Annotated in this window: 22 protein-coding genes; 9 read left to right on the forward strand and 13 right to left on the reverse strand. The window is 55.3% G+C overall.

The window, feature by feature from the left end; genetic code table 11:
- Window positions 1-88: 88 nt before the first annotated feature.
- The 4 genes from ALB80_RS22940 to ALB80_RS20115 all read right to left on the reverse strand — a co-directional run bounded on the left by ALB80_RS22940 (window position 89) and on the right by ALB80_RS20115 (window position 3,745).
- Entirely contained in the window at window positions 89-760 is a 672-nt protein-coding gene (locus ALB80_RS22940) for a hypothetical protein (RefSeq protein WP_050605880.1), read from the reverse strand.
- The gene (locus tag ALB80_RS20105; protein WP_050605881.1) at window positions 757-1,539 is read right to left on the reverse strand and encodes an ATP-binding cassette domain-containing protein; all 783 of its coding nucleotides are present in this window, start codon (window positions 1,537-1,539) and stop codon (window positions 757-759) included. The genes ALB80_RS22940 and ALB80_RS20105 overlap by 4 nt, the downstream gene beginning before the upstream one ends.
- Complete coding sequence (locus ALB80_RS20110) at window positions 1,539-2,609, reverse strand: ABC transporter permease (RefSeq protein WP_050605882.1); 1,071 nt, start codon at window positions 2,607-2,609, stop codon at window positions 1,539-1,541. Before ALB80_RS20110 ends, ALB80_RS20105 begins: the two co-directional genes overlap by 1 nt.
- Window positions 2,610-2,725: 116 nt before the next feature.
- Window positions 2,726-3,745 (reverse strand): sugar ABC transporter substrate-binding protein, encoded by a 1,020-nt coding sequence (locus ALB80_RS20115; RefSeq protein WP_050605883.1) that lies wholly within the window; start codon window positions 3,743-3,745, stop codon window positions 2,726-2,728.
- Between the two features lie 186 nt (window positions 3,746-3,931).
- Between ALB80_RS20115 and ALB80_RS20120 the strand changes: the two genes are divergently transcribed.
- Both ALB80_RS20120 and ALB80_RS20125 read left to right on the forward strand, forming a co-directional pair.
- Window positions 3,932-5,131: an ROK family transcriptional regulator gene (locus tag ALB80_RS20120; RefSeq protein ID WP_050605884.1), complete on the forward strand. Its 1,200-nt coding sequence runs from the start codon at window positions 3,932-3,934 to the stop codon at window positions 5,129-5,131.
- 872 nt (window positions 5,132-6,003) lie between these two features.
- Window positions 6,004-6,909 carry an amidohydrolase family protein gene (locus ALB80_RS20125; protein WP_050605885.1) on the forward strand — a complete coding sequence of 302 codons (906 nt, stop codon included), beginning with the start codon at window positions 6,004-6,006 and terminating at the stop codon, window positions 6,907-6,909.
- A gap of 4 nt (window positions 6,910-6,913) precedes the next feature.
- On the opposite strand, the gene ALB80_RS20130 is transcribed toward ALB80_RS20125, so the two are convergent.
- The 7 genes from ALB80_RS20130 to ALB80_RS20160 form a co-directional block, all read right to left on the reverse strand.
- Window positions 6,914-7,339, reverse strand: a complete 426-nt coding sequence (locus ALB80_RS20130) for a heme-binding protein (RefSeq protein ID WP_050605886.1) — start codon at window positions 7,337-7,339, stop codon at window positions 6,914-6,916.
- Between the two features lie 57 nt (window positions 7,340-7,396).
- Window positions 7,397-8,602: a CaiB/BaiF CoA-transferase family protein gene (locus ALB80_RS20135; protein WP_050605887.1), complete on the reverse strand. Its 1,206-nt coding sequence runs from the start codon at window positions 8,600-8,602 to the stop codon at window positions 7,397-7,399.
- Complete coding sequence (locus ALB80_RS20140; protein WP_050605888.1) at window positions 8,599-9,375, reverse strand: enoyl-CoA hydratase/isomerase family protein; 777 nt, start codon at window positions 9,373-9,375, stop codon at window positions 8,599-8,601. Before ALB80_RS20140 ends, ALB80_RS20135 begins: the two co-directional genes overlap by 4 nt.
- Window positions 9,372-10,652: a TRAP transporter large permease gene (locus ALB80_RS20145; RefSeq protein WP_050605889.1), complete on the reverse strand. Its 1,281-nt coding sequence runs from the start codon at window positions 10,650-10,652 to the stop codon at window positions 9,372-9,374. The genes ALB80_RS20140 and ALB80_RS20145 overlap by 4 nt, the downstream gene beginning before the upstream one ends.
- Window positions 10,652-11,218: a TRAP transporter small permease gene (locus ALB80_RS20150; protein ID WP_050605890.1), complete on the reverse strand. Its 567-nt coding sequence runs from the start codon at window positions 11,216-11,218 to the stop codon at window positions 10,652-10,654. The genes ALB80_RS20145 and ALB80_RS20150 overlap by 1 nt, the downstream gene beginning before the upstream one ends.
- Before the next feature lie 85 nt (window positions 11,219-11,303).
- Window positions 11,304-12,284: a TRAP transporter substrate-binding protein gene (locus tag ALB80_RS20155; RefSeq protein ID WP_050605891.1), complete on the reverse strand. Its 981-nt coding sequence runs from the start codon at window positions 12,282-12,284 to the stop codon at window positions 11,304-11,306.
- Window positions 12,285-12,354: 70 nt separating this feature from the next.
- Complete coding sequence (locus ALB80_RS20160) at window positions 12,355-13,512, reverse strand: alanine--glyoxylate aminotransferase family protein (protein ID WP_050605892.1); 1,158 nt, start codon at window positions 13,510-13,512, stop codon at window positions 12,355-12,357.
- 145 nt (window positions 13,513-13,657) lie between these two features.
- On the opposite strand from ALB80_RS20160, the gene ALB80_RS20165 reads away from it, so the two are divergent.
- Window positions 13,658-16,555 carry an FAD-binding and (Fe-S)-binding domain-containing protein gene (locus ALB80_RS20165; protein ID WP_050605893.1) on the forward strand — a complete coding sequence of 966 codons (2,898 nt, stop codon included), beginning with the start codon at window positions 13,658-13,660 and terminating at the stop codon, window positions 16,553-16,555.
- 9 nt (window positions 16,556-16,564) lie between these two features.
- Entirely contained in the window at window positions 16,565-17,233 is a 669-nt protein-coding gene (locus ALB80_RS20170) for a GntR family transcriptional regulator (protein WP_050605894.1), read from the forward strand.
- Window positions 17,234-18,004: 771 nt separating this feature from the next.
- On the opposite strand, the gene ALB80_RS20175 is transcribed toward ALB80_RS20170, so the two are convergent.
- Both ALB80_RS20175 and ALB80_RS20180 read right to left on the reverse strand, forming a co-directional pair.
- Entirely contained in the window at window positions 18,005-19,222 is a 1,218-nt protein-coding gene (locus tag ALB80_RS20175) for an HlyD family secretion protein (RefSeq protein ID WP_050605895.1), read from the reverse strand.
- Window positions 19,219-19,599, reverse strand: a complete 381-nt coding sequence (locus tag ALB80_RS20180; protein ID WP_050605896.1) for a hypothetical protein — start codon at window positions 19,597-19,599, stop codon at window positions 19,219-19,221. The genes ALB80_RS20175 and ALB80_RS20180 overlap by 4 nt, the downstream gene beginning before the upstream one ends.
- Before the next feature lie 397 nt (window positions 19,600-19,996).
- Between ALB80_RS20180 and ALB80_RS20185 the strand changes: the two genes are divergently transcribed.
- From ALB80_RS20185 to ALB80_RS22945, 5 genes are all read left to right on the forward strand, one after another.
- Window positions 19,997-21,004, forward strand: coding sequence for an AraC family transcriptional regulator (locus tag ALB80_RS20185; RefSeq protein WP_050605897.1), 1,008 nt, complete (start codon window positions 19,997-19,999; stop codon window positions 21,002-21,004).
- Between the two features lie 152 nt (window positions 21,005-21,156).
- Window positions 21,157-21,447, forward strand: coding sequence for a glycine zipper domain-containing protein (locus ALB80_RS20190; RefSeq protein WP_050605898.1), 291 nt, complete (start codon window positions 21,157-21,159; stop codon window positions 21,445-21,447).
- A 424-nt stretch (window positions 21,448-21,871) separates the two neighbouring features.
- Window positions 21,872-23,254, forward strand: coding sequence for a cytochrome ubiquinol oxidase subunit I (locus ALB80_RS20200; protein ID WP_050605900.1), 1,383 nt, complete (start codon window positions 21,872-21,874; stop codon window positions 23,252-23,254).
- On the forward strand, window positions 23,254-24,255 hold the full coding sequence (cydB, locus tag ALB80_RS20205) for a cytochrome d ubiquinol oxidase subunit II (protein ID WP_050605901.1): 1,002 nt from the start codon (window positions 23,254-23,256) through the stop codon (window positions 24,253-24,255). The genes ALB80_RS20200 and cydB overlap by 1 nt, the downstream gene beginning before the upstream one ends.
- Window positions 24,252-24,353, forward strand: coding sequence for a DUF2474 family protein (locus tag ALB80_RS22945; protein WP_157054289.1), 102 nt, complete (start codon window positions 24,252-24,254; stop codon window positions 24,351-24,353). Before cydB ends, ALB80_RS22945 begins: the two co-directional genes overlap by 4 nt.
- Window positions 24,354-25,436: the final 1,083 nt, after the last annotated feature.

The following is a 25,436-nucleotide window of genomic DNA, read 5'->3' on the forward strand; positions in this document are numbered from 1 at the left end:
TTCCTCATCGTGAATGGAGTGATTTTGGTTGCACCTGAACCCGCCTAGAGGTGCTGCTTTAACGGATGGGTGAATCCAATGCGCAAATTCAGAATGCGTAGCGCATCCCGAATTCGGTGTAATTCTGGTTCAGTGTAAGATCGGCTTTCCGGCTATCACGGATGACACGTTCAGCGTTGGGCAGATCGTTCGTTTTCGCGCGTTGCAACGCGGCTTTCGGATCAAATCCATGCTTGATCCAGCGGTGTTGCAACCGCTTTTCGAGTTCTTCCAAAGTTGGGCTGACAAAAACCGTTGCGGCATAGACATCCGCCAATGTTCTCCACAGGTCGCTATCCATCAGAAGGTAGTTCCCTTCAACAACAACAGTCGGAGTGTCCGGGTGAACCGCAATCGCGTTGGCAATGGCGAGATCCATTTGACGATCAAATCTGGGGTGAAAGGATTCATGCTGCGCGGATTGCAACTTTTGTATTGCATTGCAAAACCCAACTGCATCGAAGGTTTCTGGCGCGCCTTTTCTCGCCAGCAATCCTCGCGCTTCAAGTACACGATTGTCTAAATGGTAGCCATCCATAGGCACTAACGTGGCTAACGGAACCGACGAGTTCTGTTGTGCGTTCAGCGATTTCACAACGGATTCTGCCAGGGTCGACTTTCCGGATGCAGGGGGGCCGGCGATTGCGACAATCGTCCGAACCCCAACCTGCTTCCGGGAGGAGATCAGGTCGCACACGCGCTTTGCATCCTGCTCGATCACGCGGTACCTTCTTTTGGTGGTTCTTTGGCACCGGTCATAAAGGCCACGGCGTCGGACATCGTGTAGTCCTTGGGATCAATCGTGCAGAGCCTATTGCCGAGCCGGTGCACATGAATTCGGTCAGCGACTTCGAAGACATGTGGCATGTTGTGGCTGATCAGGATGATCGGAATACCACGTGCGCGTACGTCCTGGATCAGCTCAAGCACCTTGCGGCTCTCTTTCACGCCCAAAGCTGCTGTGGGCTCATCCATGATGATGAACTTGGTCGCAAAGGCGGCTGCCCGCGCGACGGCAACGCCTTGACGCTGGCCGCCGGACAACGTCTCTATCGCCTGATTGATTGACTGCACGGTCATGAGGCCAAGCTCAGTCAGTTTTTCGCGGGCGAACTTCTCCATAGCTGGCCGGTCGAGCTGACGCATGTATTTGCCCATGAAACCCTTTTTGCGGATCTCCCGCCCCATGAACATGTTGTCCGCAATCGAAAGTGCAGGAGACATGGCAAGCTGCTGATAGACGATTTCGATACCCATATTCCGGGCGTCGATAGGAGAGTTAAAGTTTACCTTCTTTCCTTCGATCAGGATCTCGCCCTCATCCGGGATTGTGGCCCCGCATATCGCCTTGACGATGGAAGATTTGCCAGCGCCGTTGTCTCCGATAACGGCTAGGATTTCTCCTTGCCGCAGTTCAAAGTCGGAATGGTCGATGGCGGTGACGTGGCCGTAGCGCTTCACGATCCCGCGCCCTTGGACGACTGGAGTTGTGCCTGACATTAGCCCGATACCTTTCTGATCCACTGGTCGACAGCGACCGCTGCGATGATGAGAAGACCGATCAATAGGAAGGTCCATTGCGCATCGGCACCAAGGAGCCTTAGCCCAAGAGTAAACACTCCGACGATCAGTGCGCCGAATAGCGATCCCAAAATGGAGCCCCGCCCGCCGAACAGAGAGATGCCTCCGATCACAACAGCGGTGATGCTTTCAATGTTGGCCAATTGGCCGGACGTTGGCGAAACTGATCCGATGCGCCCAATCAGAGCCCAGCCCGCGAAGGCACAGATCAAGCCAGACAACATGTAGACGGACATGAGCGTTCGATGGACGTTGACCCCTGATAGTTCGGCGGCCTCAGGATCGTCACCCACGGCATAGACATGCCTTCCCCAAGCCGTGTGTTTAAGTGCATAGGCCAACACAAAAATCAGGGCCAGCATGAAAATGACGCCAACAGTAAAGGTCGCTCCACCAATGCTGAACTTGGTTCCGAAGAATTGAAGGAAGGGAGCGTTGGCTTCGATGTCCTGACTGCGAATAGTCTCGTTCGCGGAATACAGGAAGTTGGTCGCCAGTACGATCTGCCACATCCCGAGTGTGACAATGAAGGGGGGGAGTTTAACGCGGCTGACAAGCCAGCCGTTCAGTGCTCCGATCAAGGTTCCAACTGCAAGCCCGCACATTACAGCTATTGGCACTGGAATGCCGTATCGGAAAGAGAACTGCCCCATGATAACAGAAGAAAATACCATGATTGCGCCGACGCTCAGATCGATGCCGGCGGTCAGAATGATCAGGCTTTGCGCTGCGGCCACGATTCCGACGATCTGAACCTGCTGAAGGATCAAGGTCATGGCAAAGGGCGAGAAGAACTTTGACCCCAATAGCAGTCCGAAAATCAATATCGCACCGACCAGAACGATAAGCGGCACAAAGGATGGGTTGACGTGGAGAAGATGCTGTAACCTCCCCAGAACGCCACGCCGATGGTCCTCAAAAGCCGCAACAGTTTCTGTTCTGCTGGCAGCGGATTCAAATTCCTTGGCGCTTTGGTTTGCTTCGGACATATCTCCCCCTTTTCGCGGGCGGCGTTACGCCCACGAGATGAGTGTACAGGAAGTTTCAGTTTGCTGGTGAAAGGAGTGATGAGGCGCTCTCATGCGCCTCATACATTAGGTCTGTTTTAGCCCCAGCAGAGCTCCAAGCCATCGGCGACCGAAATCGATTCCACGCCATCAACAGGTTGGTCCGTGATGAGCGCGACTCCAGTATCGTAGAAGTCTTTTCCGGGCGTGTTTTCAGGCCTTACGCCTTCCTCAGCCCACTTTTTGACAGCCTCGACCCCAAGCGAAGCCATCAAAAGCGGATACTGCTGGCTTGTAGCTCCAATAACTCCGGCCTGCACATTTTGTACACCGGGGCAGCCACCGTCGACCGAAACGATCAGCACATCGTTTTCACGTCCAATGGATTTCAGAGCCTCATAGGCACCTGCCGCTGCCGGTTCATTGATCGTGTGAACAACGTTGATCGCCGAGTCCTTGGCCAGAAGGTTCTCCATGGCGCGGCGCCCACCTTCTTCGTTGCCGTCGGTCACGTCACTGCCGACCAATCGTGCATCAGATTCATCGCCGATGACATTGGGGTCTGCCAGGTCCACACCAAAGCCGTCGAGGAAGCCCTGATTGCGAAGAACGTCCACGGTTGGCTGACTGACGTTCAGATCAAGCGTCGCAATTTTTGCGTCTGCCGCTGCGTCGCCCATCTTTGCCTTCGCCCATTGTCCGATCAACAGGCCAGCTTTGTAGTTGTCTGTCGCAAAGGTTGCGTCAGCGGAATCAATCGGGCTTAGCGGCGTGTCCAGAGCAATAACCAGGAGGCCAGCATCACGCGCCTGCTGAACAGCGGGGACAATCGAGCTTGTGTCCGAGGCCGTCAGGAGAATTCCTTTTGCGCCGTCGAGAATACAAGTTTCAATGGCCTGAACTTGAGTTTCATGGTCGCCGTCGATTTTACCGGCAAAGGCCTTCAAAGTCATACCAAGTTCTTCTGCCTTGGCCGTTGCGCCTTCCTTCATCTTTACAAAGAATGGATTGGTATCTGTCTTCGTGATTAGACAAACGGTCTCTCCGGCCGCGTGAGCAGATGCAGCAGCCACCGTAAGCGCGGTAGCAGACGCGGCAATCTTGAATAGATTTTTCATGTATTCCTCCCAGAAAATTGTTGATGCCCCGCATTGCGCACCAACGAGACTCGCCCTCATCCTCCAATGAAGGTCTAATTCAAGAAACTGTGATTCTGATTCCCTTGTCAATAAATAAATAAAGTTTATTTATTAATTTACCCAAGCATCTTTTCATAAGAAAACAAGGTGTTTATGTTCAGGCTTATGGAGAGAGAGGCGCTCAACACACTGACCGGTGGGGTAAGTCAAAGCGGGGTTCGCGATCACAACGAACGTCTGATTTTGACGGTTTTACAGCGGCATGGACCCGCCGCAGGCGCCGACGTCGCGCGATTAACGGGCCTGTCTCCTCAGACTGTATCAATCATTCTGCGCAAGCTTGAAAAGGACTCGATTCTCAAGCGTGGAACCCCACTGCGCGGGAAGGTTGGAAAGCCTTCAATCCCTATGAAATTAAACCCGGAAGGCATCTTGTCGGTTGGGATGAAGATCGGGCGGCGTAGCGCCGATCTGCTCTTGATCGACTTTACGGGCACGCCGCGCCGCCAACTTTCCACGACTTATGACTATCCGTTACCAGAGGTCATTTTCGGGTTTTTGGAGTCTGGTTTAGAAACGCTTCTGTCCCACGAACCTCAGAGGCTTCGTGATCGTGTTTGTGGGATCGGGATCGGAACCCCATTCGAACTTTGGAAATGGCACGATCTGTCTGGGTTTGCTGCAAAAAAATTCCGGTCTTGGAGAAACGTGAACTTCTTTTCCGAGATCGCCAAGTTCAGCGACTTGCCGGTTTTTGTGGTCAACGACGCGACAGCCGCATGTCACGCAGAGCATATCTATGGGCGTGGGGCGGAATACCGTGACTATTTCTACTTCTATATTGGCTCAATGATCGGCGGCGGTGTTGCACTGAACGGCACCGTGTTCGAAGGCAACCAAGGCAATGCTGGTGCATTGGGCGCCATGCGCACGACCGGTCCTTTGGGTGAAAGCCAACAACTGATCGACACGGCGTCGCTGTTTTTGCTCGAGGACCGATTGATCGAAGCGGGTGTCGACCCGGGGATTCTATGGGAGAAGCCCCAGGATTGGAGCAGCATTTCTCGCTATGTCGAGCCGTGGATTGGCACCACGGCGCAAGAATTAGCTAAGGCCGCTCTTTCAATCTGTGCTGTCATCGACTTTGAGGCCATTTTCATCGATGGCGCGTTCCCGCCTGAGGTTCGGGAAGAACTGGTGTCAAGGGTTCGCCGTTACTTAGTCAACCAAGACAAACGCGGCTTGATTCCTCCGGTCGTTGAGGCCGCTGCGGTTGGGGAAAACGCTCGCGGCATTGGGGCGGCTAGCAGCCCAATTTTCCGCCAGTTTCTATTGAATACCAATGCTGGGCTTTCTGGAATGTAGCCGAAGTTCATCGCAGTCAAATTTTCAAAGCAGGAAGTATCCGCTGGTCATGCTTTAGGTGGCGGCCCCTGAACGCCGCTTTGGCACGCGCGAGCTCAGCTTGGATTGGACCGCATGCCAGCCGCGAACGACCGCTTTGAAATACTATGTCGCAAGCTTATCACCTGCCGTCGAAAGTGGGTAATAGGCCGATTGCTCATCTTACGCCGCCGTGGCCAACGTGAGTTTGCAAAGTCCGCTTCCTGCGCATTGCTGTCATTGGGACATCGCGCAGCATCGGTGAAAAATGGGCTCTGAGCCGACATTCGCTCAATCTTGGCGAATGTCCACTTTGCGGACGAAGCAGCAATTCGTCGTGCCCGCCCCAACGGCCGCATTCTGCGCATCGCGTCAGCAGTGAAAAGCACCAAGGGCGGGAAGCGGACTTTGGCGGCTGGCGCAAAGTGCTGTTCGCGATCTCTAGAGTGCTGCCATTCACGTCCGGATGCGGACCGTTTTGCAATGCCAAAGTCTGAGAACCATTATGATTGATTTGGCATTCGTTCACCTCAATCCTTCCTAACATGACTTCTGACGTCTCGGGCCATTGAGCGATTTCGGAGCGCCTGATGTTCATGCCTTCCTACCTCGCGCTGCTACCGGGGGTGTGAATTTGGCGGTGATTTGGCTGACGCAGCTCCGGTCGAGCTTTCAGAGCACTCATTAAAAACGGCGCTCTCATCTGAGTGTCCACTACACACTCCGGCAACCTGTGCATGGCCTGGAATGGCTTGAGCTACCGCGCGCTGCTGGTGCAATATTCCAAGCATGTAGTAGTAATATGAGTTACGCACCTGACGCGCTCATTGTAGCAAAAGCCGAACGGGGGAAGAATGATGGATCGGCATGACGACATCCCTTTTTGCGCAGCTCCCGACCCGGTCCCTCGCAAGCCTGCTTTTCAGATGCCGACAGGCGCATGTGACACGCATTTCCACATTTTCCCGACCGGCTATGAAGAGCGCTACGTGCCAGAGCGGAGTTACACGCCTCTGCCGGCAGAGATTACGGAATATCGAAGAGTCGCTCAAACTCTGGGGCTGGAACGCGGTGTCGTTGTTCAGCCGAGCGTCTTTGCTGAAGATAACGCAGCAACTCTGTCGTTTTCGGCGGCGCACCCGGAGACGCTTCGCGCTATTGTTTCTGTCACAAAGGATGTCACGGACGCTGAACTTGAGGTGTTTCACGCGGCCGGAGCACGCGGCATACGCGTGAACGTCGTTGACAGTGGCGGGATGACGTTTCCGTCTGTGGATGACGCAATCAGCTTTACCTCACGCATTGCGGATTTGGGGTGGCACATAGAATTCCTCGCCCATGTCGAAAAAATAGAAGATATCGGAGCGCTTCTTGCAACTTCAAAAGTGCCTGTGGTGTTCGGGCACCTTGGCTACACCAACGCAAGCAAAGGCGTAAACGACCCGGGTTTTCGGCGCTTTCTTGATGCGTTCAAAGAGGGGCAAGCCTGGGTCAAACTGACAGGGCCTTACCGGATCAGCAAGGCGGACGGCCCACCATACGCAGATATCGATCCGATGGCCGACGCCTTGATTGCGGCTAACCACTCTCGTCTGGTTTGGGGAACGGATTGGCCCCATGTGCGCCTGCCGGGCTTCATGCCAAACGATGGTGCGTTGCTTGATATGCTCGGCGATTGGGCCTGCGATGCGGCGCTGCGAAAGCAGATCCTAGTCGACAACCCGGCGCTTTTGTACGGTTTCTCGGACCTCAAAGCATAGGACACTATCCTCCGTCCGCGACGAACCCTGCCTGTTCGATTGCTGCGATCGCACAGGCTTCATCGTTGTCTGAATTGTCTCCAGTAATGCCCACGGCACCAATGATGGTGTCGTCGTGCTTGATCAGCACACCTCCTGCGACGGGAACGAGTGATCCTTTTGACAAGGTGTTCATGGCTTGGATGAAGAATGGTTCCAGCTTCGCCCGTTCGTAGAGCGCTCTTGATCCCAGACCCATCGCGACCGCGCCCCGCGCTTTGCCCTGAGCAATGTCTGGTCTCAATGTGCTCGTTCCATCTTCGCGCGCCAGAGCCACCAAAGAGCCTGCACTGTCAAGCACGGCCACTGTCAGCGGTTTGAGATCATGTGCTTTGCGCCAATCCAGGCAATCCTGGATGATGTTTTGTGCTTGCGTCAGTGTTATCGTCATTGTCGTTTCCCCAGATGCCATATGAAATTCACGTAAAGTGGTAGAAAGGAAAGCCCGCTAAGCAGCGACTACTGCGTTTGACTGGACAAGCGCTTCAATGTGGTCAGCTGTATAACCAATCTCAGCCAATACTTCCCGGCTGTGTTGGCCGAGCACCGGCGCGGCTCTGTCAGTTTTCGCAGGCGTTTTGCTGTATTTCACAGGGTGGCCGATGGTTTTGACTGCACCTGCGGTGGCGTGGTCCACGTCAATGATCATCTCGCGCGCAATCGCTTGCGGGTCTTGGTGCATCTGCAGAATATCGTTGACCGGTCCGGCTGGCAGCTGTGCTGCCTCCATGCGGGCCAGCCAAGTTGCGGTAGTTTCTTTTGCCATATGCCGGTTGAGGATTTCTATAAGCGTCGAGAGGTTCTGAATGCGATTTGCATTTGAGTTGAAACGCGGATCTTCGTTCAACTCAGGGGCGGCGATGACATCCAGAAAGCGCAACCAGTTGGATTGATTGGCGGCACCGACGTTGATCCAGCCATCGCTGGTGCGGAATGCCTGATAGGGCGCGTTTAAGGGATGAGCAGAGCCGAGCGGTTCAGGTTTGATGCCGGTGGCAAAAGCGATCGCGGATTGCCAGTAGGTTTGCGTGATCGCTGCTTCAAAGAGAGACGTGTCAACTTTCTGTCCCTGTCCCGTTTGCAGCATGTTGGCATAGGCGGCGGAGACGCCCATGGCTCCCAGAATACCGGCGTTGATGTCCGAGATAGGGGCGGCGACCTTGATGGGTGGACGGCCCGGGCCTTCACCCGTGATCGACATCAGGCCCGACATGCCCTGTGCGATCAAATCAAACCCACCGCGTTCGGCGTAGGGTCCAGTGCGGCCAAACCCGGAGATTTCGCAATAGATGATGCGCGGATTCACGGCGGCGAGGTCTTCATAAGAAAGACCGAGTTTTTCCATTGTGCCCAATCGGTAGTTTTCGACGACTACATCCGCGTCCGCGAGCAGTTTGCGCAGAACCTCGACCGCAACTGGGTCCTTGAGGTTCAGGGAAATGCCACGCTTGTTGCGGTTCATCATCATATAGGCGGCAGCCTCACCCTCGATCTCGGGCGGGGTGAAGCGGCGGCTGTCATCACCGGTGGGTTTCTCCACTTTGATGACATCAGCACCCATGTCGGCCAGCATCAGCCCACAGACGGGGCCTGCCATAATATGCGCCAGTTCGATGACGCGCATACCGCTGAGGGGGCCGGTCTTAGCGGTCATTTGCCCTTCCACACAGGCTTTTGCTTGGCGAGAAAAGCTTCCATACCGGTGCGGAAATCCTCGCTCATATAGCAGGAGATTATCAGATCCGAGTCGTCAACCTGCGTCGCGGCGCGGTTGCGGCGCAGGGCTTCTTTGGTTGCGCGCAAGGTCAGTGGTGCCATGCTTCCCACGCGTTCTGCAAGCTCTAACGCGCGGGCCATGAGGGCGGCTTCATCGGGCAGCACTTCGCTGACCAATCCAGCAGAGAGCGCTTCATCTGCTTCAATCAGGCGCGCGGTGAAGATGATCTCGCGCACCTTCGCAGCACCGATCAATTCGGAGAGGCGCGCTAGGTTTCCTGCGGCAAGGCAATTGCCCAACGTGCGGGCGATGGGAAAGCCGAACTTGAGGCTGGTGGAGGCAATGCGGATATCGCAAGCCGCCGCAATGGACCCGCCACCGCCTGTGCAGGCGCCATGGATCGCAGCTATCGTGGGCAACGGGCATCGCTCCACGGCTTCGAGCACTTCGTCTATGCGGTGTTCGTAGTCCAGCGCATCTTGCGGTGTCTCAAACGCGCGGAACTGTGTCATGTCGGTGCCTGCAGCAAAGGCTTTGCCGCCCGTTCCGGAAATCACGACAGCGCGGACCGAGCCGTTGCTTGGCATGGTACTGCACAGCTCAGCCAGCTGGTCATACATGCCAAAGGTCAGCGCATTGCGCGTCTCGGGGCGGTTGAAGGTGACCCAGAGGATGCCGTCCTTCAGTTCATCGGTGATCTCTGCGGTCATCGGTAGAAATGCTCCACTAGGAACATCGGCACGGACGGCGCGTAGGTGCAGAGCATCAGAACGGCAAAGAGCACGATGATGAACCAGATGTTGACCTTGGAGACTTCCCAAATGTTTGCCCTTGCCACTGAGCACGCGGTGACCAGCACCGAAGCCACGGGCGGCGTCTGCTGTCCGATAGCAAGGTTCAGTGTCACGACAAGACCGAAGTGGACCGGGTCAATGCCAGCGGCGGTGATCAGCGGGATGACAATCGGAATCACCAGAATGATTGCCGCTGCAGAGTGGAGGAAGAAACCGACGATCAGAAAGAAGAAGTTCAGGATGAGCAGAATGGCCCACTGCTGGGTTGTGATCGACAGGATGCCTTCGGCCAGCTGTTGTGGGATCTGCGCCCGTGTCAGGAAGCCCCCCATCAGGACAGAGGCTGCGACCAGCAGCATGACCACAGCGGTCTGGATTCCACCATCCAGCATCGCACGGCGCAGGTGGATGAAATCTAGATTGCCGTACCACGCAGAAACCAGCAAAGCCGCCAGCACAGCTAGGCCTGCCGCTTCGGTCGCGGTGACGTAGCCGCCAAAAATACCCCCCAGAATGATCACCGGTAGGGTGAAGGCGGGCAACGCATCCACAAAGGTTTCGCGCAGCCGGGCAAGGCGGAAGGCCTCTTCGGTCGGGAAGTTGTAGCGTTTCGCAAAGATGTAGGCGACGGTCATAAGCCCACCCGCGCCCAGCAGGCCGGGCACGATGCCTGCAATGAAAAGCTGCTCGACAGAGGTATTGGCCGAGGCCGCATAAAGGATCATCGGGATTGAAGGCGGGATGATGATGGCAAGTGATGCAGAGGATGAAGTGACCGCCGCAGAGAATTCTTTGGAATACCCGCGCTTCTTCATTTGAGGGATCAGAATAGAGCCCATCGCGGCCACATCCGCCACGGCAGAGCCCGAGATCTCTGCAAAGAACAGCGAAACGCCGATGTTTACCATCGCAAGACCGCCTCGGATAAAGCCGATGATGGCACCGACGAAATTGATCAGCTTGTCGGTTATGCCGCCTGCGTTCATGATGGCCCCGGCCAGCACGAACATCGGGATCGCAATCAGCGAGAATTTCGTGGAACCGTCGTACATATCAAGCGCGATGGTGACGAGGCTGCCAGGGCCTTCGGTGGCCAGCAGGCCCAGAACCCCGGCCATAGCCAAAGCGACGGCGATAGGGATGTTGATGCAGATCATAAGCAGCATCGCGATGAAAATACCTGCCATCAACATCAGACGCGATCCTTGTTCTTTTCGAGCTCGGTTTCAACCTCTTCCTCGATCTCTGCATGCTCCAGCGATATGCCCGCCGCCGTGAGCTTGAGGTAGCTCGGCAGGCTGAGCAGTTGGCAAATGATAAAGAGTATGGCCCCGATTGGGATGACGGATTGGGTGACTTGGATGGGCATCCATGTAAGCGAAATGAGCGTGTCGCCTGCGAGAACTTCGAGGACCTGCAGACCGGCGCGCGCCATCAGGAAGAAGAATATCAGCACAATGGCCTCACCCAACATTACGGCTGCCAGGCGCAGGTTAGGCGGTAGCTTTAAAAGCACTGTGTCAAAGCCGATGTGGCGACGGTGCAGCGCTGCAAGGGCCGAGCCGTAGTAGGTGATCCAAGCCAGCATGATTGCAGCGACCTCATCGTACCAGGAAACACTCTGCCCCATCAAACGTGCCATCACCGCGGCGGTGACGACGACGGTCAGCAAGACCATCAGGCTGATGGTGATCCATTCCAGCACCTTGCTGAGACCCTGGTTGATCCGCGACAGGGTCGGGTAGGCTTCGTTTTCCATGAGGGGCAACCTGTGGAAGAGTGACATCATTTCTCCGCCCGCATGACACGGACGGAGAAAACTCTTGTGTTGTGCGGCTGAAGGCTTAGCTGCCTGAGCCGAGACCCAAAACTTTGTCGATCATTGCCTGACCGCCTTCGACCTCAGCCGCGAACTGTTCGTAGATCGGTGCAGAGGCTTCGATGAACGCAGCCTTGTCAGCGGTGTTCACCTCAACGCCCGCGTCTTCGATCACCTTCAGCAAGCTCGCTTCCAGCTCGGCAGCTTTCTCGTAGGTGAAGTCCTGCGTCTTGTTCGCGCAATCGGTCAGGCCCGCCTGAATGTCCGGGTCCAGACCGTCGAACTTTGTTTTCGACATCAGGATGTATGCCGGCGTGTAGACGTGGCCGGTGACGGAAAGATACTTCTGCACTTCCTGGAACTTGGCAGAAGCGATCTGCGCGTATGGGTTTTCCTGACCGTCGATCACGCCGGTCTGCAGCGCGGTAAACACGTCGGAGAAAGCCATCGGCGTGGGGTTTGCGCCGTATTCCTGGAACATCTTCAGACGCCAGACGCCGTTGGGCGTGCGCAGCTTGATGCCTTCAAGATCACCCGGCACGTTGATCGGGCGGGTATTGTTGGTGATGTTGCGAAAGCCGTTCTCGGCCAGACCGACGATGTGATAGCCGTTGTCGTTTGCTGCGGACTGGAAGACATCCATCATCTCGCCCTGCACGCGGCGCATGTGGTCGCGGTCAGAAATGATGTAGGGCATCTCAAAGATACCGAAGGTGTCATCGACTGAAGACATCACCGACGACGGCAACGAGAAGTCAACCTGTCCCAGCTTGAGCTTTTGCAGCAGTTCTTTGTCTTTGCCCAACTGCGAAGACCCGAAGGTTTGCACTTCGACCTTGCCTTCCATCGCGCCATTGACGCATTCAGCGAAGTTGTTGACCGAGGCTTCGAAGAGCGAGCCGGGGTTGCCAACATGGCCGAATTTCATGGTCACATCAGCAGCAAATGCGCTTGTCGCCATGCCAATGGCTGTGGTGGCTGCAAGCAGTCTTGAGATTACTTTCATGGTTTTCTCCTCCCAGAGCGTCGATGTTTATTGTTGTCGGTCTTGGCGCGGAAGTCTGCTGCGCATTCGGTTAGCTGAGGTGGGTCATCGCCTCCTGCACGCCACCAGTCGCATGGGGCACTCCCGCCTGTTTCAGGCCCATTTCGGCACCGGCAAGGGTTGCAAGCAACATCAAGTCGTTGAAATCACCTAGATGGCCGATGCGGAACACTTTGTCTGCGACCTTGGACAGGCCATTGCCAAAGGAGATGTCGTAGTGCTCTAGCGTAGTGGCGCGGAAAGCATCGGCGCTGTGGCCCTCGGGCAGTTTTACAGCCGTAAGTACGCCGCTTTCCTGACCTTGAGTAGCACAAAGCACTTCCAGCCCCCAAGTGCGCACCGCTGCGCGCGCCGCTGCACCGTGGCGGGCATGACGGGCAAAGACATTGTCCAACCCTTCTTCGTGCAGCATGTCGATGGCTTCGTTCAGGCCGTACAGCAGGTTTGTGCCGGGCGTATAGGGGAAGTATCCCGTTTTGTTCGGGCCAACCATGTCGGCCCAATCCCAGTAAGAGCGTTGCAATTTGGCGTTCTTGTTCGCGTCCATCGCCTTGGCGCTTGCGGCGTTGAATGAAAGACCGGGGGGCAGCATCAGACCTTTCTGAGAGCCTGAAACCGTAACATCCACGCCCCATTCGTCATGGCGGTAATCCAGCGACGCCAGACCCGAAATCGTATCGACCATAAACAAGGCGGGGTGCCCCGCGCGGTCAATCGCTTTGCGGACTTCCGCAATAGGGGAGACGGAGCCGGTCGAGGTCTCATTGTGCACAACGCAGACAGCCTTGATTTCATGTGACTTGTCTTCGGCCAGATAGGCTTCGATCTGATCGGGGTTCGCGCCCCCACGCCAGTCACCTTCGATGAATTCAGCCTTCAGACCCAGTTTCTCTGCCAGCTTTTTCCAGAGCGTCGCAAAATGCCCTGTTTCAAACATCAAGACACGGTCGCCGGGGCTGAGTGTATTGACCAATGCAGCCTCCCATGCGCCAGTGCCTGAAGCCGGATAGATGAACACATGTTCATCGGTCTTGAAGATGCTTTTCATCCCCTCCAGCGCACGAAGACCTACCTTGGCAAAGTCCGGGCCGCGGTGGTCGATGGTTTGCTGACCAATCGCGCTAAGGATGCGATCCGGAACAGCGCTGGGGCCGGGGATTTGCAGAAAATGGCGGCCGGCTTTTCTCATGATTGCAGGTCTCACAGTCAAACGTTTTGGAGGGCATCGCACAGTGCTTGGGCCCACAGGTTTTGATTTCTGTTGTGCCAGCGTAATTTTGAATTCATAATTAAGTCAAACGAAAAAGACTCCTTCAAAACATAATGGACCGCCCATGCCGCAGCTTGCCGAAGCCCTGAAAAAACGTGTTGAGGGTGATGTGTTGTTCGACGCATTTTCGCGCGGGCGCTATGCGACGGATGCGTCACTTTATCAGATGATGCCGGTTGGTGTAATGTCACCGAAGTCCGAGGATGATATCCGAGCGGCTCTTGATATCGCGCAAGAGCACAGCGTCCCGGTGTTGGCGCGCGGCGGTGGTACATCGCAATGCGGCCAGACTGTAAACACCGCGCTGGTGCTGGATAACACGCAGTATTTCAATGATATTCTTGAGCTGGATGTCGAGGGGATGCGCTGCGTTGTGCGACCCGGCATCGTGCTGGATGAGTTGAACCGTGCGCTGAAACCGCATGGGCTATGGTTCCCGGTCGATGTTTCCACCGCGTCGCGGGCGACGATTGGGGGGATGACGGGAAACAATTCCTGTGGCGGTAAATCTCTGCGCTACGGAATGATGCGTGACAATGTTCTGTCGATAGAGGCCTTTCTGGCAGACGGCAGCAAGCACCATTTCAGGTTGGTTGCAAACGCGGGGGACCTCGAATTTGCAGCGTTGCGCGATGACCTGCTGGGGCTCGGCGCGCGGGAAGCGGCTGAGATCGATTCCCGATTCCCCAATGTGATGCGCAGGGTCGGGGGGTATAACATCGACGCGCTAGTGCCTCGCGACACGCCTCAAAACCTTGCGCATCTGTTGGTGGGGTCAGAGGGCACGTTGGCTTATTCTACCGCGATCGAGCTGAAGCTATGGCCCATTCTGTCAGAGAAGGTGCTGGGCGTCTGTCACTTCCCCACCTTCCATCAGGCGATGGATGCAGCCCAACATCTGGTCAAGCTGAACCCGCAGGGAGTGGAGCTGGTCGATGCAACGATGATTGCGTTGGCCCGCGACATACCGATGTTCCGCGACACGATTGAGGAATTCGTGACGGGTAAACCGGACGCGCTCCTCTTGGTGGAGTTCGCCGAAGAAGACACCAGCACGCACCCCCGAAAGCTGAAAGAGCTTGAGGAGCTTATGGGCGATCTGGGCTTTGCCTGGGACAAGAGCGGCAAGAACTGGGGCGGTGTGACGGCGGTGCCCGATCCGAAGATGCAGGCACGCATCGCCGATCTGCGCAGCTCCGGCCTCAACATCATGATGTCAATGAAAGCGGACGGAAAGCCAGTATCCTTTGTTGAGGATTGCGCGGTCGAATTGCCTGATTTGGCCGAATACACGGCGGGTCTGACAGAGATTTTCGAAAAACATGGCACGCGCGGCACGTGGTATGCGCATGCATCCGTTGGCTGTTTGCACGTGCGGCCTGTCCTGAACCTCAAGCTGGATCAGGACGTCAAAAAGATGCGCGCAATCGCGGAGGAATGCTTTGATTTGGTTGCGCGCTACAAGGGCTCGCATTCAGGTGAGCATGGCGACGGGCTGGTGCGCTCGGAATTTCATGAAAAGATGTTCGGACCGCGAATGGTGGCAAATTTTTCCGAGGTGAAGCGACGGTTCGACCCCGACGGTCTTTTTAATCCCGGAAAGATCGTCGACGCGCCCAAAATGGACGACCGCTCGCTCTTCCGGTACAGCCCGGTTTACAACGTGCCTGAATTTCGGACTGGCCTTGATTGGTCAGAATGGACAGGCAGTGGCGGAGGCTTTCAGGGCGCCGTTGAGATGTGCAACAACAACGGCGCCTGTCGCAAGTTGAAAGGCGGCGTTATGTGCCCATCTTTCCGGGTGACTCGCAAGGAGCAGGATCTGACACGCGGGCGTGCGAATACTCTGCGTTTGGCGATTTCGGGTCAGTTGGGGCCGGATGCACTGACGTCTGATGAGATGGCAGAGACGATGAAGCTTTGCGTATCTTGCAAAGGATGCAAACGGGAATGTCCGACCGGCGTGGACATGGCCCGGATGAAAATCGAAGTGCAGTCAGCCAGGGCCAAGAAAAATGGGCTCAGCCTGCATGACAGGCTGGTTGCGTACCTGCCGCGCTACGCCCGCTGGGCAGCGCGGATGCCGTTCCTGCTGAACCTGCGCAACAGCGTCCCGGGGCTTGCAAAGTTGACCGAGAAATTCAGCGGGTTTACCGAAACGCGCGATTTACCAAAATGGCATGCGCGGCCATTCAAAGACGCCGAGGTCGCACCGCAAGAAGCGCCTGAAGCGGTTCTTTTTGCCGATACGTTCAACCGATATTTCGAACCAGAAAACCTTCGGGCGACGTTGAAGGTGCTCAGGGCCGCCAATGTACCGGTGCAGATTGCATCCCCTGCGAAAGGCGAAAGGCCATTGTGTTGTGGGCGGACCTTCCTATCGGCTGGTCTGATTGAGGAAGCAAAGCAGGAAGCACAACGCCTTGTCGACGCCCTGTTGCCCCATGCCAAAAGCGGTATTCCGATCATAGGTTTGGAACCCAGCTGCCTGCTGACTCTCCGGGATGAAATTCCAGCCCTGTTGCCCGGTGAAGATACCAAGCTGTTGGCCAAATACGCCCGCATGTTGGAAGAGTTCATCGCAGACCAAGCCGAAAACCCTGACTTTGTCCTTCCTTTGACCTCTCCTACGCAAAAAGTACTGCTGCATGGTCATTGTCATCAAAAGGCGATGGGCGTGATGTCCTCAATCAAAAAGACACTCGCCCGTTTACCCGACACGGAGATTGAGGTGGTCGAGACCAGCTGCTGCGGCATGGCGGGTGCCTTTGGCTATGGCGTCGAAACACACGAAGTATCTCGCAAGATGGCCGAGCTTGATCTCATCCCTGCGGTGCGTGCGGCCTCAGAAGACACGATTGTTGTTGCCGATGGCACGTCATGCCGTCATCAAGTAGCCGACTTGACGGATCGTCAACCTATCCATATCGCGCGTCTGCTGGAACGTGCATTGAAGCCCTGAGGTAACGCTATGACACTTCACACGTCTCAGACAATCATGCGGAAGTCTCTGCATCACGAGCTGGTTGAGAGGCTCCAGACCTTGATCATCAACTCCGAATTAAAGCCCGGGGCCAAGGTGCCCGAAAAGGAACTGTGTGATCGGTTCGGTGTGTCACGAACACCGCTCCGAGAAGCGCTGAAGGTGCTTGCGTCCGATGGGCTTGTGCGGCTGGAGCCAAATCGAGGGGCTTGGGTCACGCAGGTCACCGAAGAAGAGGTGCAAGATGTCTTTCCTGTGCTGGGCGCGCTTGAAGCGCTCTCTGGCGAATTGGCCTGCAAGCATATTACGGACACTGAAATAGAAGAAGTGCGCTCAATGCACGCACAAATGATCGAAAGCTATGAAAGCAGGGATCTGGGCGCCTATTTTAGCATCAACCAGAAGATCCACCGTGCCATCCTGCTTGCGGCCCGAAACGGGACATTGAGGACCTCTTGCCAAGCCCTGTCTTTGCGGATGCAGCGGGCCCGTTACCTGGCAAATATGACCGATGGCCGTTGGTACGATGCTGTGCAGGAGCACGAGAAGATTCTCGAATATCTCGTCGCCCGGGACGGCAAAAATCTTGCTATCACCCTTTTGCAACACATGGACGCCAAACGGGCTTCTGTTGTGAAGTGGATACGGACCCAATAGTGGGGGACATTTTTGAAGTATCGATTGCTTCGAACGATGGAATAGGAACCTGCATCTTTGGAGGAGAATGCGCGGTAATCTCCGCGCGGCGACACCCGGCACACAGCTCAATCCAGATTATTGGGCAGACTAAGCTGGGATGATGCACATTGTGAAGAAAGCACTAACTCAGTCTTTTGAGTTCGATCAGAAAAATGTCGTTCTATGATTGGACTGCCCGGACGTACATTCGCAGGAAGTTCATTTCCTGAGTGTTGACAATACTGCGCCACAGTTGTCCCGTTCGTTTCTTTGTGTTTGCGGAGAACGCACAGAGCAAACGAACTGAACCCAAAGGCACGCCGTCCTCAAATATTCATCAAAGAGAACTAGGTCTCTACGAACGTCCGCTTTCTGGCGCGCCGCCAGCAGCAATATCGATCTCTTGAATGGCAGCTAAGGGCCGCCCTTGCGATGTCCAATGGCTGCAATGCGCGCTTCGCACCCGTTTGTGCCGAGCGCAGCATCCGCCACTTTGGGCTCGGAGCAGACGTTCGCTACGAAGCGCGTCAATAACCGCTATGCGGACGAAACGGACATTCCGTGCTACAGTATGTGGTCGTCATTTTCCTGCATATGACGACCTGAGCAGACCTGCCAACCTTTCGCCGGGTAGCAGAAAGCTGTAACTGAAATCACATTAATTGCATGTGATCTGTCCCCAAAACAGAAGAAACGGCACCCAACGTTTATCGGGAGCCGTGTTAATTAAACAGGAGGGTCTTTGGGAAGTCAGGCGTGTCCACCGCCGATCAAGCCGATACCCGAAGTCAGACCGAACCAAGCTTTAACCCGCAGACCGACCGCCTTGATGATTCCCATAGCCTGGATCCCGTGGGCGACAAGTGTTCCTTCCATTTCACCTTCAAAATTGGTGGTGTAGGATTGGACGATGCAACCGCTACCTGGCACCAAAAGTTCGCGGTGTTCTGGGTGCACTAGATCGAGATGCACAACGATCTGACCCCGTTTCGCCTTTTCACTGGGCTCGATCAGGCGACCGCTAGGCGCTAGCTGACCCGAAGAAATCTGCTCCTGAATACGTACGATCCTTGCAGGAAGAACGGTGTTGCGCATCGAGATGTTGAAGTTACTTTCGCATGCCACCTCTGCGGCCATACCTTCGTACAGTTCGGTGCGAGAAACCTGTGAGAAACCGGCTACGATACGTCCTTTCTCTACATTTTTTCGGTCTGGTACGATCAGCATGGCGGGACTCATTGCAGCTTGCGCTGCGCGTGACCCAACGTTTAGGGTGACTTGTTCAACTACACCGTCGACAGAGCTGAGAGTCAGAGTCTTTGACAGCTCCACTTGAGCCTGCTTCAACGATGCACGCGCTGATGCAAGTTGGGCGGGCAGAACAGCAGTTGCCTGAACTTGTGCCACACCAAGTTGCGTTTCAGAAGCCTCAACCTCTGCTTCTCGAGTGCTCAAGGTCGCCTGCGCGCGTTCCAGTTGGCTTACTTGAAATGCCGCAGAGTCTTTTGCTCGAAGCGCCTCGTGGTCCATAAGCACCAACTCGGCCTGTTCTCTAGCGGTGATCGCGGCATCCAGAACGGCCTGCGCGGTCTGGACTTGCAACTCAGCTGCCAGTTTCGCGCTTTCAATCTCTTCAACTTTGCGCATCGAGAGATCTACAGCGGCTTGTTCCGACGCATTCTCGACGGCAAACAGTGGATCGCCCGGTTCAACATGATCTCCACCCTTTACGTAGATATCGGTCACTGTTCCGCCGTTCTCAGCAACAACCGGAACAGTTCTAAAGGGCACAAGGCCAGTGTAGGACTTGGGATAATAGTAGAATACAGCAAAGAACACGATCAGGGCCAGGACGAACCACATAAACAGCGCACGGTGAACATTGTACAGGGTGACTGGCAGCCCGCGCCATTTCAGATAGATCACGCGCAGGACAAACGGAAAAGATGTGACGAGCAGCTCAATCATTTTACCAACTCCTTTTTCGAAGGACGCCACCACAACATGAAGTCGCGAGCGATTGCTGTTAGGATTAGGGCGCCCGGCAGTAGACTGCTGAAGTGGCTAAGGGCAGGCATCAGCTCATAAGCCAAGGCTACGGTAAGCATCGTCGGAATAGTTGTACGCAGAGGAGTGCCGATTGATTTGTGTTCGGTGTAACGTTCAAAGCGTGCATAGAGGTGTACGACCAGCAGGATCGCAAGGGCGAGAACGACCAAGCCGACCCACGCGTAGGTGTCAGTTTGATTTGGCGCGACCCACCATCTGGGATCGCCGCCAGCGGCAAAGGCAGGAGTTGAGATGAGGCCAAGTATTGGCGCCATCACGAACGCTAGTGGTTTCATAATTCAGGTCCTTTTTTTTGCGCAGCCAAGCTGCGCGTGTAGATTTCGGTGTCTTGAGAACGTCAATACTCGGTTGGTTGTTGTGCGGGTTCTGAGGGCTGTTCCTGCGGGGCATAGGGGGGATCCCAACGACGCCCGTTCGGTGTTTTCTCACCAAGTGGCGAAGTGTGCAGACCGTGGATGTGTTCCCCGGACCACTCTCGTTTGGCGGAGTTTTGGATTGCCTTCATAACGCGGTAGTACCTTGCGAAGTAGTTCATGGTCGTTTCCTTTCTGATGACCGGGACCTAACCGTCATCGGGCCTGCGATCCTGAGGGTTCTGGACATTTGTTGTTGGCTTCTGGACAATTGCAGTGACTGCAGGGAGTTGCGTGCAATTCAGGGGAGGACGCAAAAGTGCCACGCATCAGCGCTTACAGACTGCAAAACGTCGGGCTGCGTTACTCGCAAGAACCCGGCGCGTGCATTCCGTTTCCTGAAGTCTTGGAAATGGCAGGGGCACCAATTGATATTGGCGGCAGCCCCGACGCCACTGTCGAGTTGCTGCATGAGGCGGGCGCAGTTGAAACTGCGTGCCGGGTTCTGGAAGATAAAACCTTTGCTGCTCGCGTGGGGCTATCAGCGCAGGGTCCCGGGACACTTCTGGCTTACATCGTCCGGGCAGCCGAAACGGTGGAAGACGCGCTGGCTTTGACGCAGCGCTTTTATGCAATTCAAGACCCTGACCTGCGCCTCGCCGTCGTGGGTGCACCTGATGAGCCAAAGATCACTCTGGAGAGCAGTGTAATCCCGGCGCATCAATATCCTCGCCATCGCGAAATGCTGATATTCGGCCTTTATAAGCGCGTTCAACAAATCACCTCTGGCGGGCTTTCCCCGATCTCTGTCGAGTTGGAAACGGACGATGCCGAGCACTGCCGACTGCTGGCGGACTTGGCGGGATGTGAAGTCTTAGGCTTCAAGTCCGGATACGCCTTGGCGCTGCCTTCAAACGGCATGAGTTTTCGGATACCAACGGCAGACCCCACCTTATTGGGGCATTTACGTAGGCACGGGGAAGAGCAACTGAAGGCTCAGCCTGATGCAGTCCGCAGTCTGTCCGACCGCATTGTGGACATGCTCGGGGAGCGTCTTCCCGGGCCGATACCAAACGGCGACGATATAGCCGGAGAGCTTGGACTAACGCGGCGCACTATGACCCGGCATCTGTCGGCTGAGGGAACAAGTTTTAAGGCACTACTGGAAGGGGTGTTGTGCGACCTGTCCAAGCGGATGCTTCGTAGCGGCGAGGGTGTCGCTCGCGTGGCATTCATGCTTGGGTTCGCGGATCAGGCCGCCTTTTCAGTGGCATTCAAGCGATGGACGGGTGAAACGCCCGCTAGGTTCCGTAAAGCTGGCCGCTAGTAGCCCTTCCTCCTGCAGCGTGCGGGAGTGGAAGATGTCCAAGATCCACAAAACCTTGTCCCGCTTCCAAAAGAAAGCAGGCCATCGGGTCACCTAGTTCAATGGCACACAGCAGCCGCAATGGTTGCTGACCCAGAACAAGGATGAACCCTATGAAGACCTCGAAAAAATTCTTTATCGCCCCGATCTCAGGCGCCCTTCTGATCACCATGGCTGCTACAGCCCATGCTGACTACGTCACCGACAAAGCGATCAAAGGCGCAGTTGTCGGCGCTACTGTCGCCGGTATCGCAGGCGAAAGCATCGTTGGTGGCGCGGCCGCCGGCGCCGCAGTTGGCGCTGTGGGCGGTGCGATCCAGAAGGACAATTTCGAAGACGCGCAGGACGAAGCACAAGAGCGCCGTGACGATTTCAAAGAAGACCGCAGGGATTGGAAAGACTGAAACTCGACCGCCAGCACAACAAAAAAGGAGGAAGCAAAGCCCAACAAACCTGACTGGTCAGCACAAGCTCCCTTGAATATGCACCGTTAGCATCCAGACGCAACTTGGCTGACCAACCCCCACACAGAACTCGCACAGTTTCTGATAGGTTGCCATCCAGCTCATAAACGAGCCGGGTGGCAACTTTGTTTTGAGCCCTCGAACGCAACGCGTTTCCTGAAGGCGCGGGTTCAAATTTCAACCTCAGCCCCACCCAACGCGACCCGGGTTTTGTCCAAAACCCAAAAACAACCGTCCAGAACCCAAAGGACTGAAACAGGCAACGACCCCAAATCTGGCTCATCCGAACGACATCGGCGGGCCGGCAACAGACGCAACTCTGGTGAATGCCGCGCTTTGCAATCCAACGCCAAAGGAAACGGCAATGAACCTACTTGCAAACTTCGACGCAGAGACCCTGGCACGCATTCAGTTTGCCTTTACTGTGTCGTTTCACATCATCTTCCCAGCCTTCTCAATCGGCTTGGCAAGCTTCTTGGCCGTTCTCAATGGCCTTTGGCTATGGCGCAGCGACAGGACTTACCTCAACCTGTTCAACTACTGGAAAAAGATTTTCGCAGTTGGTTTTGCAATGGGTGTCGTGTCGGGCATCGTGATGTCGTACCAATTCGGCACGAACTGGAGCACATTCTCGGATACCGCAGGCCCTGTAATCGGGCCCTTGATGGCATACGAGGTCATGACAGCCTTCTTTCTTGAGGCAGGTTTCCTCGGCATTATGCTTTTCGGTCGCGAACGCGTCGGTCCCAGTTTGCACATGATGGCCACTGGGATGGTCGCTCTTGGCACTCTGATATCGGCTACGTGGATTTTGTCGGTCAATTCTTGGATGCAAACCCCGGCTGGGTTCGACATCAACGAGCTGGGGCAATTCATTCCCGTTAACTGGTGGGAGATCGTCTTCAGTCCGTCCTTCCCCTACCGCCTGATACACATGGTTCTTGCCGCTTACCTCACCACTGCTTTCGTGGTGGCCGGGGTTGCTGCCTGGCACTTGCTACGCCGCAATCGCACGGCTGAAGTTACCCGAATGTTCTCGATGGCAATGTGGATGGCCGTTCTTGTCACCCCTCTGCAAATCGTTGCCGGCGACCTTCATGGTTTGAACACGCTGGAACATCAGCCGCAGAAAGTGATGGCGATGGAAGGTCACTTTAACAGCCATCCCAAAGGTGCACCGCTGATCCTTTTTGGCATTCCGAACGAGGATGAAAAGCGTGTGGACTATGCTATCGAAATCCCGAAACTATCATCCCTGATCCTGAAACATGACCCAAACGCGCCGCTTGACGGGCTGGACACTATCCCAGACGACGAAGAACCCCCGGTCGCGATCGTGTTCTACAGCTTCCGCATCATGCTCGCTATCGGTTTAGCCATGCTGAGCGTCGGCTTGTGGTCGCTTATTCAGCGCGTTCGCGGCCGCCTCAACGAAGATCGCTGGTTGCACCGGACCTCCGTTCTGTTGGCGCCCAGCGGGTTTGTGGCGGTACTGGCCGGTTGGATCACCACCGAAGTGGGGCGCCAGCCGTACACAGTGTACGGGCTGTTGCGGACGTCGGACTCCCTTTCACAAGTGGATGGGCCCGCTGTTGCAGCGTCTCTGGTTGCCTTCATCGTCGTGTATTTCGCCGTGTTCGGAGCTGGCACGTTCTACATGCTGCGCCTCATGGGAAAACCACCTGTCGAAGGTATCCAGCAAAGTCACAAACCCATTGAAGTCTCTACCTTGGCGGAGGCAGCGTAATGCTTGAACTTTCGACAATCTGGGCAGGTATCATTGCCTTTGCCGTTCTGACTTATGTGATCTTGGACGGGTTCGATCTTGGAATTGGAATCCTCTTTCCATTCGCGAAAACCGACAAAGATCGTGATGTCATGATGAACTCGGTTACACCGGTATGGGATGGGAACGAGACCTGGCTGGTCATGGGAGGCGGCGGTTTGTTCGCAGTTTTCCCGCTGGCCTATTCTGTGGTGATGCCTGCGATCTATATTCCCATCATCATCATGCTTCTTGCGCTTGTTTTTCGCGGTGTCGCCTTTGAATATCGGTGGCGAACGGTTCGCGGGCGTTGGCTCTGGGATGTTGCGTTTCACGGTGGGTCAACCCTGGCCGCCTTCGGCCAAGGCATCACGCTTGGCGCGCTGGTTCAGGGTATCCCGATCGAGGATCGGGTGTACGCAGGTGGACAGTGGGATTGGCTGACGCCGTTCTCAGTCCTGACGGGTTTGGCCTTGGTGATCGGGTACGCTTTGCTGGGCGCGACCTGGCTCAATATGAAAACCACGGGCGAGATACAGCGCCGGATGCGTTCTTATGCCCGCCCGCTGATGCTGATGACGCTTACGTTGATCGGTCCGGTCAGTCTTTTGACCCCATTCCAAGACCCGATCTATCTGATCAGATGGTTTTCCTGGCCCGGTGTTGTTTTCTCTGTGCTAGTGCCGGCTATCGTTGCTGTCATTGCATGGATGCTTGATCGCAGCCTGAGGGAACAGCGAGACTATCAACCCTTCTTCTGCGCCGTTGCTCTGTTCGTCGTCTGCTTCATCGGCATTGGGATCAGCTTCTATCCCTATATGCTACCCCCAAGCCTCACGATTGCTGAAGCCGCGGCGCCAGACAGCAGTTTGGCATTTGCTCTGGTCGGAGCTGTCATTCTGCTACCTGTGATCCTGGCTTACACCGCCTACACATACTGGGTTTTCCGCGGGAAGATCGATCCAGAGGAGAACTACCATTGAAACTGCTAAAGCAAGTTTTCTGGTTCGGCGCAATCTGGTTTGGCAGCGTCTTGTGCCTTGCTACTGTCGCTTACGCAATCAGGTTGTTCATCACCTGAAATCGCAAAGATACCAATGCTCGCGCGTCGGCATGTCCAGCTCGCGCAAACATTAGTCCAAGCGCAGAAAGAAACCCCGTTCCAGCTTACCATATTCCCAATAACACGTGGCTTGCTGGGTCGTCTCATTTTTGATAATTCAAGGAGGCTGTGATGCTTTCTCGTCCAAAATCAATATCCGTGCATTGGGATCAGATCGATCCGGCTCTGCCCACTCCACCTCAGCAAAAGAAACGTGGCGCTAGCCGCTCGTCTAGCATGTTGCCAAAGTTGCTAACTGGGCTTCTTGCTGCAGGGCTTGCGACCTTCGTTCTGTTGCCCTTCACCTCGGCCCTTACGGGAACTGCCACGAAAGACCTCTCCCCTGTTGTGGACATGTTACTCGCCCTGCTCTCTGCGCTTGTCGTTTTTGCTTCCACAGCCGCAATAGTACTGAAAGGGTCAACACTGCGGGCCGTCCTTGGGCGAGGATTGGCCTCCCTCGGCGCAGCGCTAATTATTTCACCAGTGGGGATCGCGGTCCTGTTCGCACTATACCTACAAGACTGGGTATCAGTCGTAGCAGACACGTCTATCGAACAGGCGGGAAGAACAGCGGCATCCCTGTTTGGCGGTCTATTCGCCGTCAATGCCCTCGCAATCGGGTTGGCATTGGGATTTCTATCTTTTCTACTTGGGTTTAGCCTAATGCAAAGTCGTGCAAAGCCAATTGTTTCGCCTTAGGCGGGTGAACTTCCGTTTTGGGCTCGGAGAAGACGTTCGCTGCACTTTGTGTGAATGTCTGCTATTCTTATGTTTGCCGGTCGTTCCGTCATGCTCGAACCTGAGGCTTTGAAACGCCAGTTCCAATGTTCAGTGTGGTATATTTGGTGGTATGCGTGTGAGTGCATTTCTTTTTATATATATTTAACAAAAAATTAAAGAAAATATATGGTTGCTCCTCGGTTCGCCACTTTCCTTTGAATTCATTGGAAAAAATGGCGGTTTTACCAGCTACCCGCCAACATAGCCGCCATTTTTTTGTGCTCCGTTTGAATTGGTCGCCTCGTAATTTCTGCGGAATCGCACTTAGCTAGGCTCAAG

The organism is Ruegeria sp. 6PALISEP08 (assembly GCF_001238295.1).
GTDB lineage: Bacteria > Pseudomonadota > Alphaproteobacteria > Rhodobacterales > Rhodobacteraceae > Ruegeria.

What these genes read in the sequence shown, in the direction of transcription:
- ALB80_RS20105 (WP_050605881.1), bottom strand. Translation starts at nt 1,539, where the DNA reads ATGTCAGGCACAACTCCAGTCGTCCAAGGGCGCGGGATCGTGAAGCGC.
- ALB80_RS20110 (WP_050605882.1), bottom strand. Translation starts at nt 2,609, where the DNA reads ATGTCCGAAGCAAACCAAAGCGCCAAGGAATTTGAATCCGCTGCCAGC.
- ALB80_RS20115 (WP_050605883.1), bottom strand. Translation starts at nt 3,745, where the DNA reads ATGAAAAATCTATTCAAGATTGCCGCGTCTGCTACCGCGCTTACGGTG.
- ALB80_RS20120 (WP_050605884.1), top strand. Translation starts at nt 3,932, where the DNA reads ATGGAGAGAGAGGCGCTCAACACACTGACCGGTGGGGTAAGTCAAAGC.
- ALB80_RS20125 (WP_050605885.1), top strand. Translation starts at nt 6,004, where the DNA reads ATGATGGATCGGCATGACGACATCCCTTTTTGCGCAGCTCCCGACCCG.
- ALB80_RS20130 (WP_050605886.1), bottom strand. Translation starts at nt 7,339, where the DNA reads ATGACGATAACACTGACGCAAGCACAAAACATCATCCAGGATTGCCTG.
- ALB80_RS20135 (WP_050605887.1), bottom strand. Translation starts at nt 8,602, where the DNA reads ATGACCGCTAAGACCGGCCCCCTCAGCGGTATGCGCGTCATCGAACTG.
- ALB80_RS20140 (WP_050605888.1), bottom strand. Translation starts at nt 9,375, where the DNA reads ATGACCGCAGAGATCACCGATGAACTGAAGGACGGCATCCTCTGGGTC.
- ALB80_RS20145 (WP_050605889.1), bottom strand. Translation starts at nt 10,652, where the DNA reads ATGTTGATGGCAGGTATTTTCATCGCGATGCTGCTTATGATCTGCATC.
- ALB80_RS20150 (WP_050605890.1), bottom strand. Translation starts at nt 11,218, where the DNA reads ATGGAAAACGAAGCCTACCCGACCCTGTCGCGGATCAACCAGGGTCTC.
- ALB80_RS20155 (WP_050605891.1), bottom strand. Translation starts at nt 12,284, where the DNA reads ATGAAAGTAATCTCAAGACTGCTTGCAGCCACCACAGCCATTGGCATG.
- ALB80_RS20160 (WP_050605892.1), bottom strand. Translation starts at nt 13,512, where the DNA reads ATGAGAAAAGCCGGCCGCCATTTTCTGCAAATCCCCGGCCCCAGCGCT.
- ALB80_RS20165 (WP_050605893.1), top strand. Translation starts at nt 13,658, where the DNA reads ATGCCGCAGCTTGCCGAAGCCCTGAAAAAACGTGTTGAGGGTGATGTG.
- ALB80_RS20170 (WP_050605894.1), top strand. Translation starts at nt 16,565, where the DNA reads ATGACACTTCACACGTCTCAGACAATCATGCGGAAGTCTCTGCATCAC.
- ALB80_RS20175 (WP_050605895.1), bottom strand. Translation starts at nt 19,222, where the DNA reads ATGATTGAGCTGCTCGTCACATCTTTTCCGTTTGTCCTGCGCGTGATC.
- ALB80_RS20180 (WP_050605896.1), bottom strand. Translation starts at nt 19,599, where the DNA reads ATGAAACCACTAGCGTTCGTGATGGCGCCAATACTTGGCCTCATCTCA.
- ALB80_RS20190 (WP_050605898.1), top strand. Translation starts at nt 21,157, where the DNA reads ATGAAGACCTCGAAAAAATTCTTTATCGCCCCGATCTCAGGCGCCCTT.
- ALB80_RS20200 (WP_050605900.1), top strand. Translation starts at nt 21,872, where the DNA reads ATGAACCTACTTGCAAACTTCGACGCAGAGACCCTGGCACGCATTCAG.
- cydB (WP_050605901.1), top strand. Translation starts at nt 23,254, where the DNA reads ATGCTTGAACTTTCGACAATCTGGGCAGGTATCATTGCCTTTGCCGTT.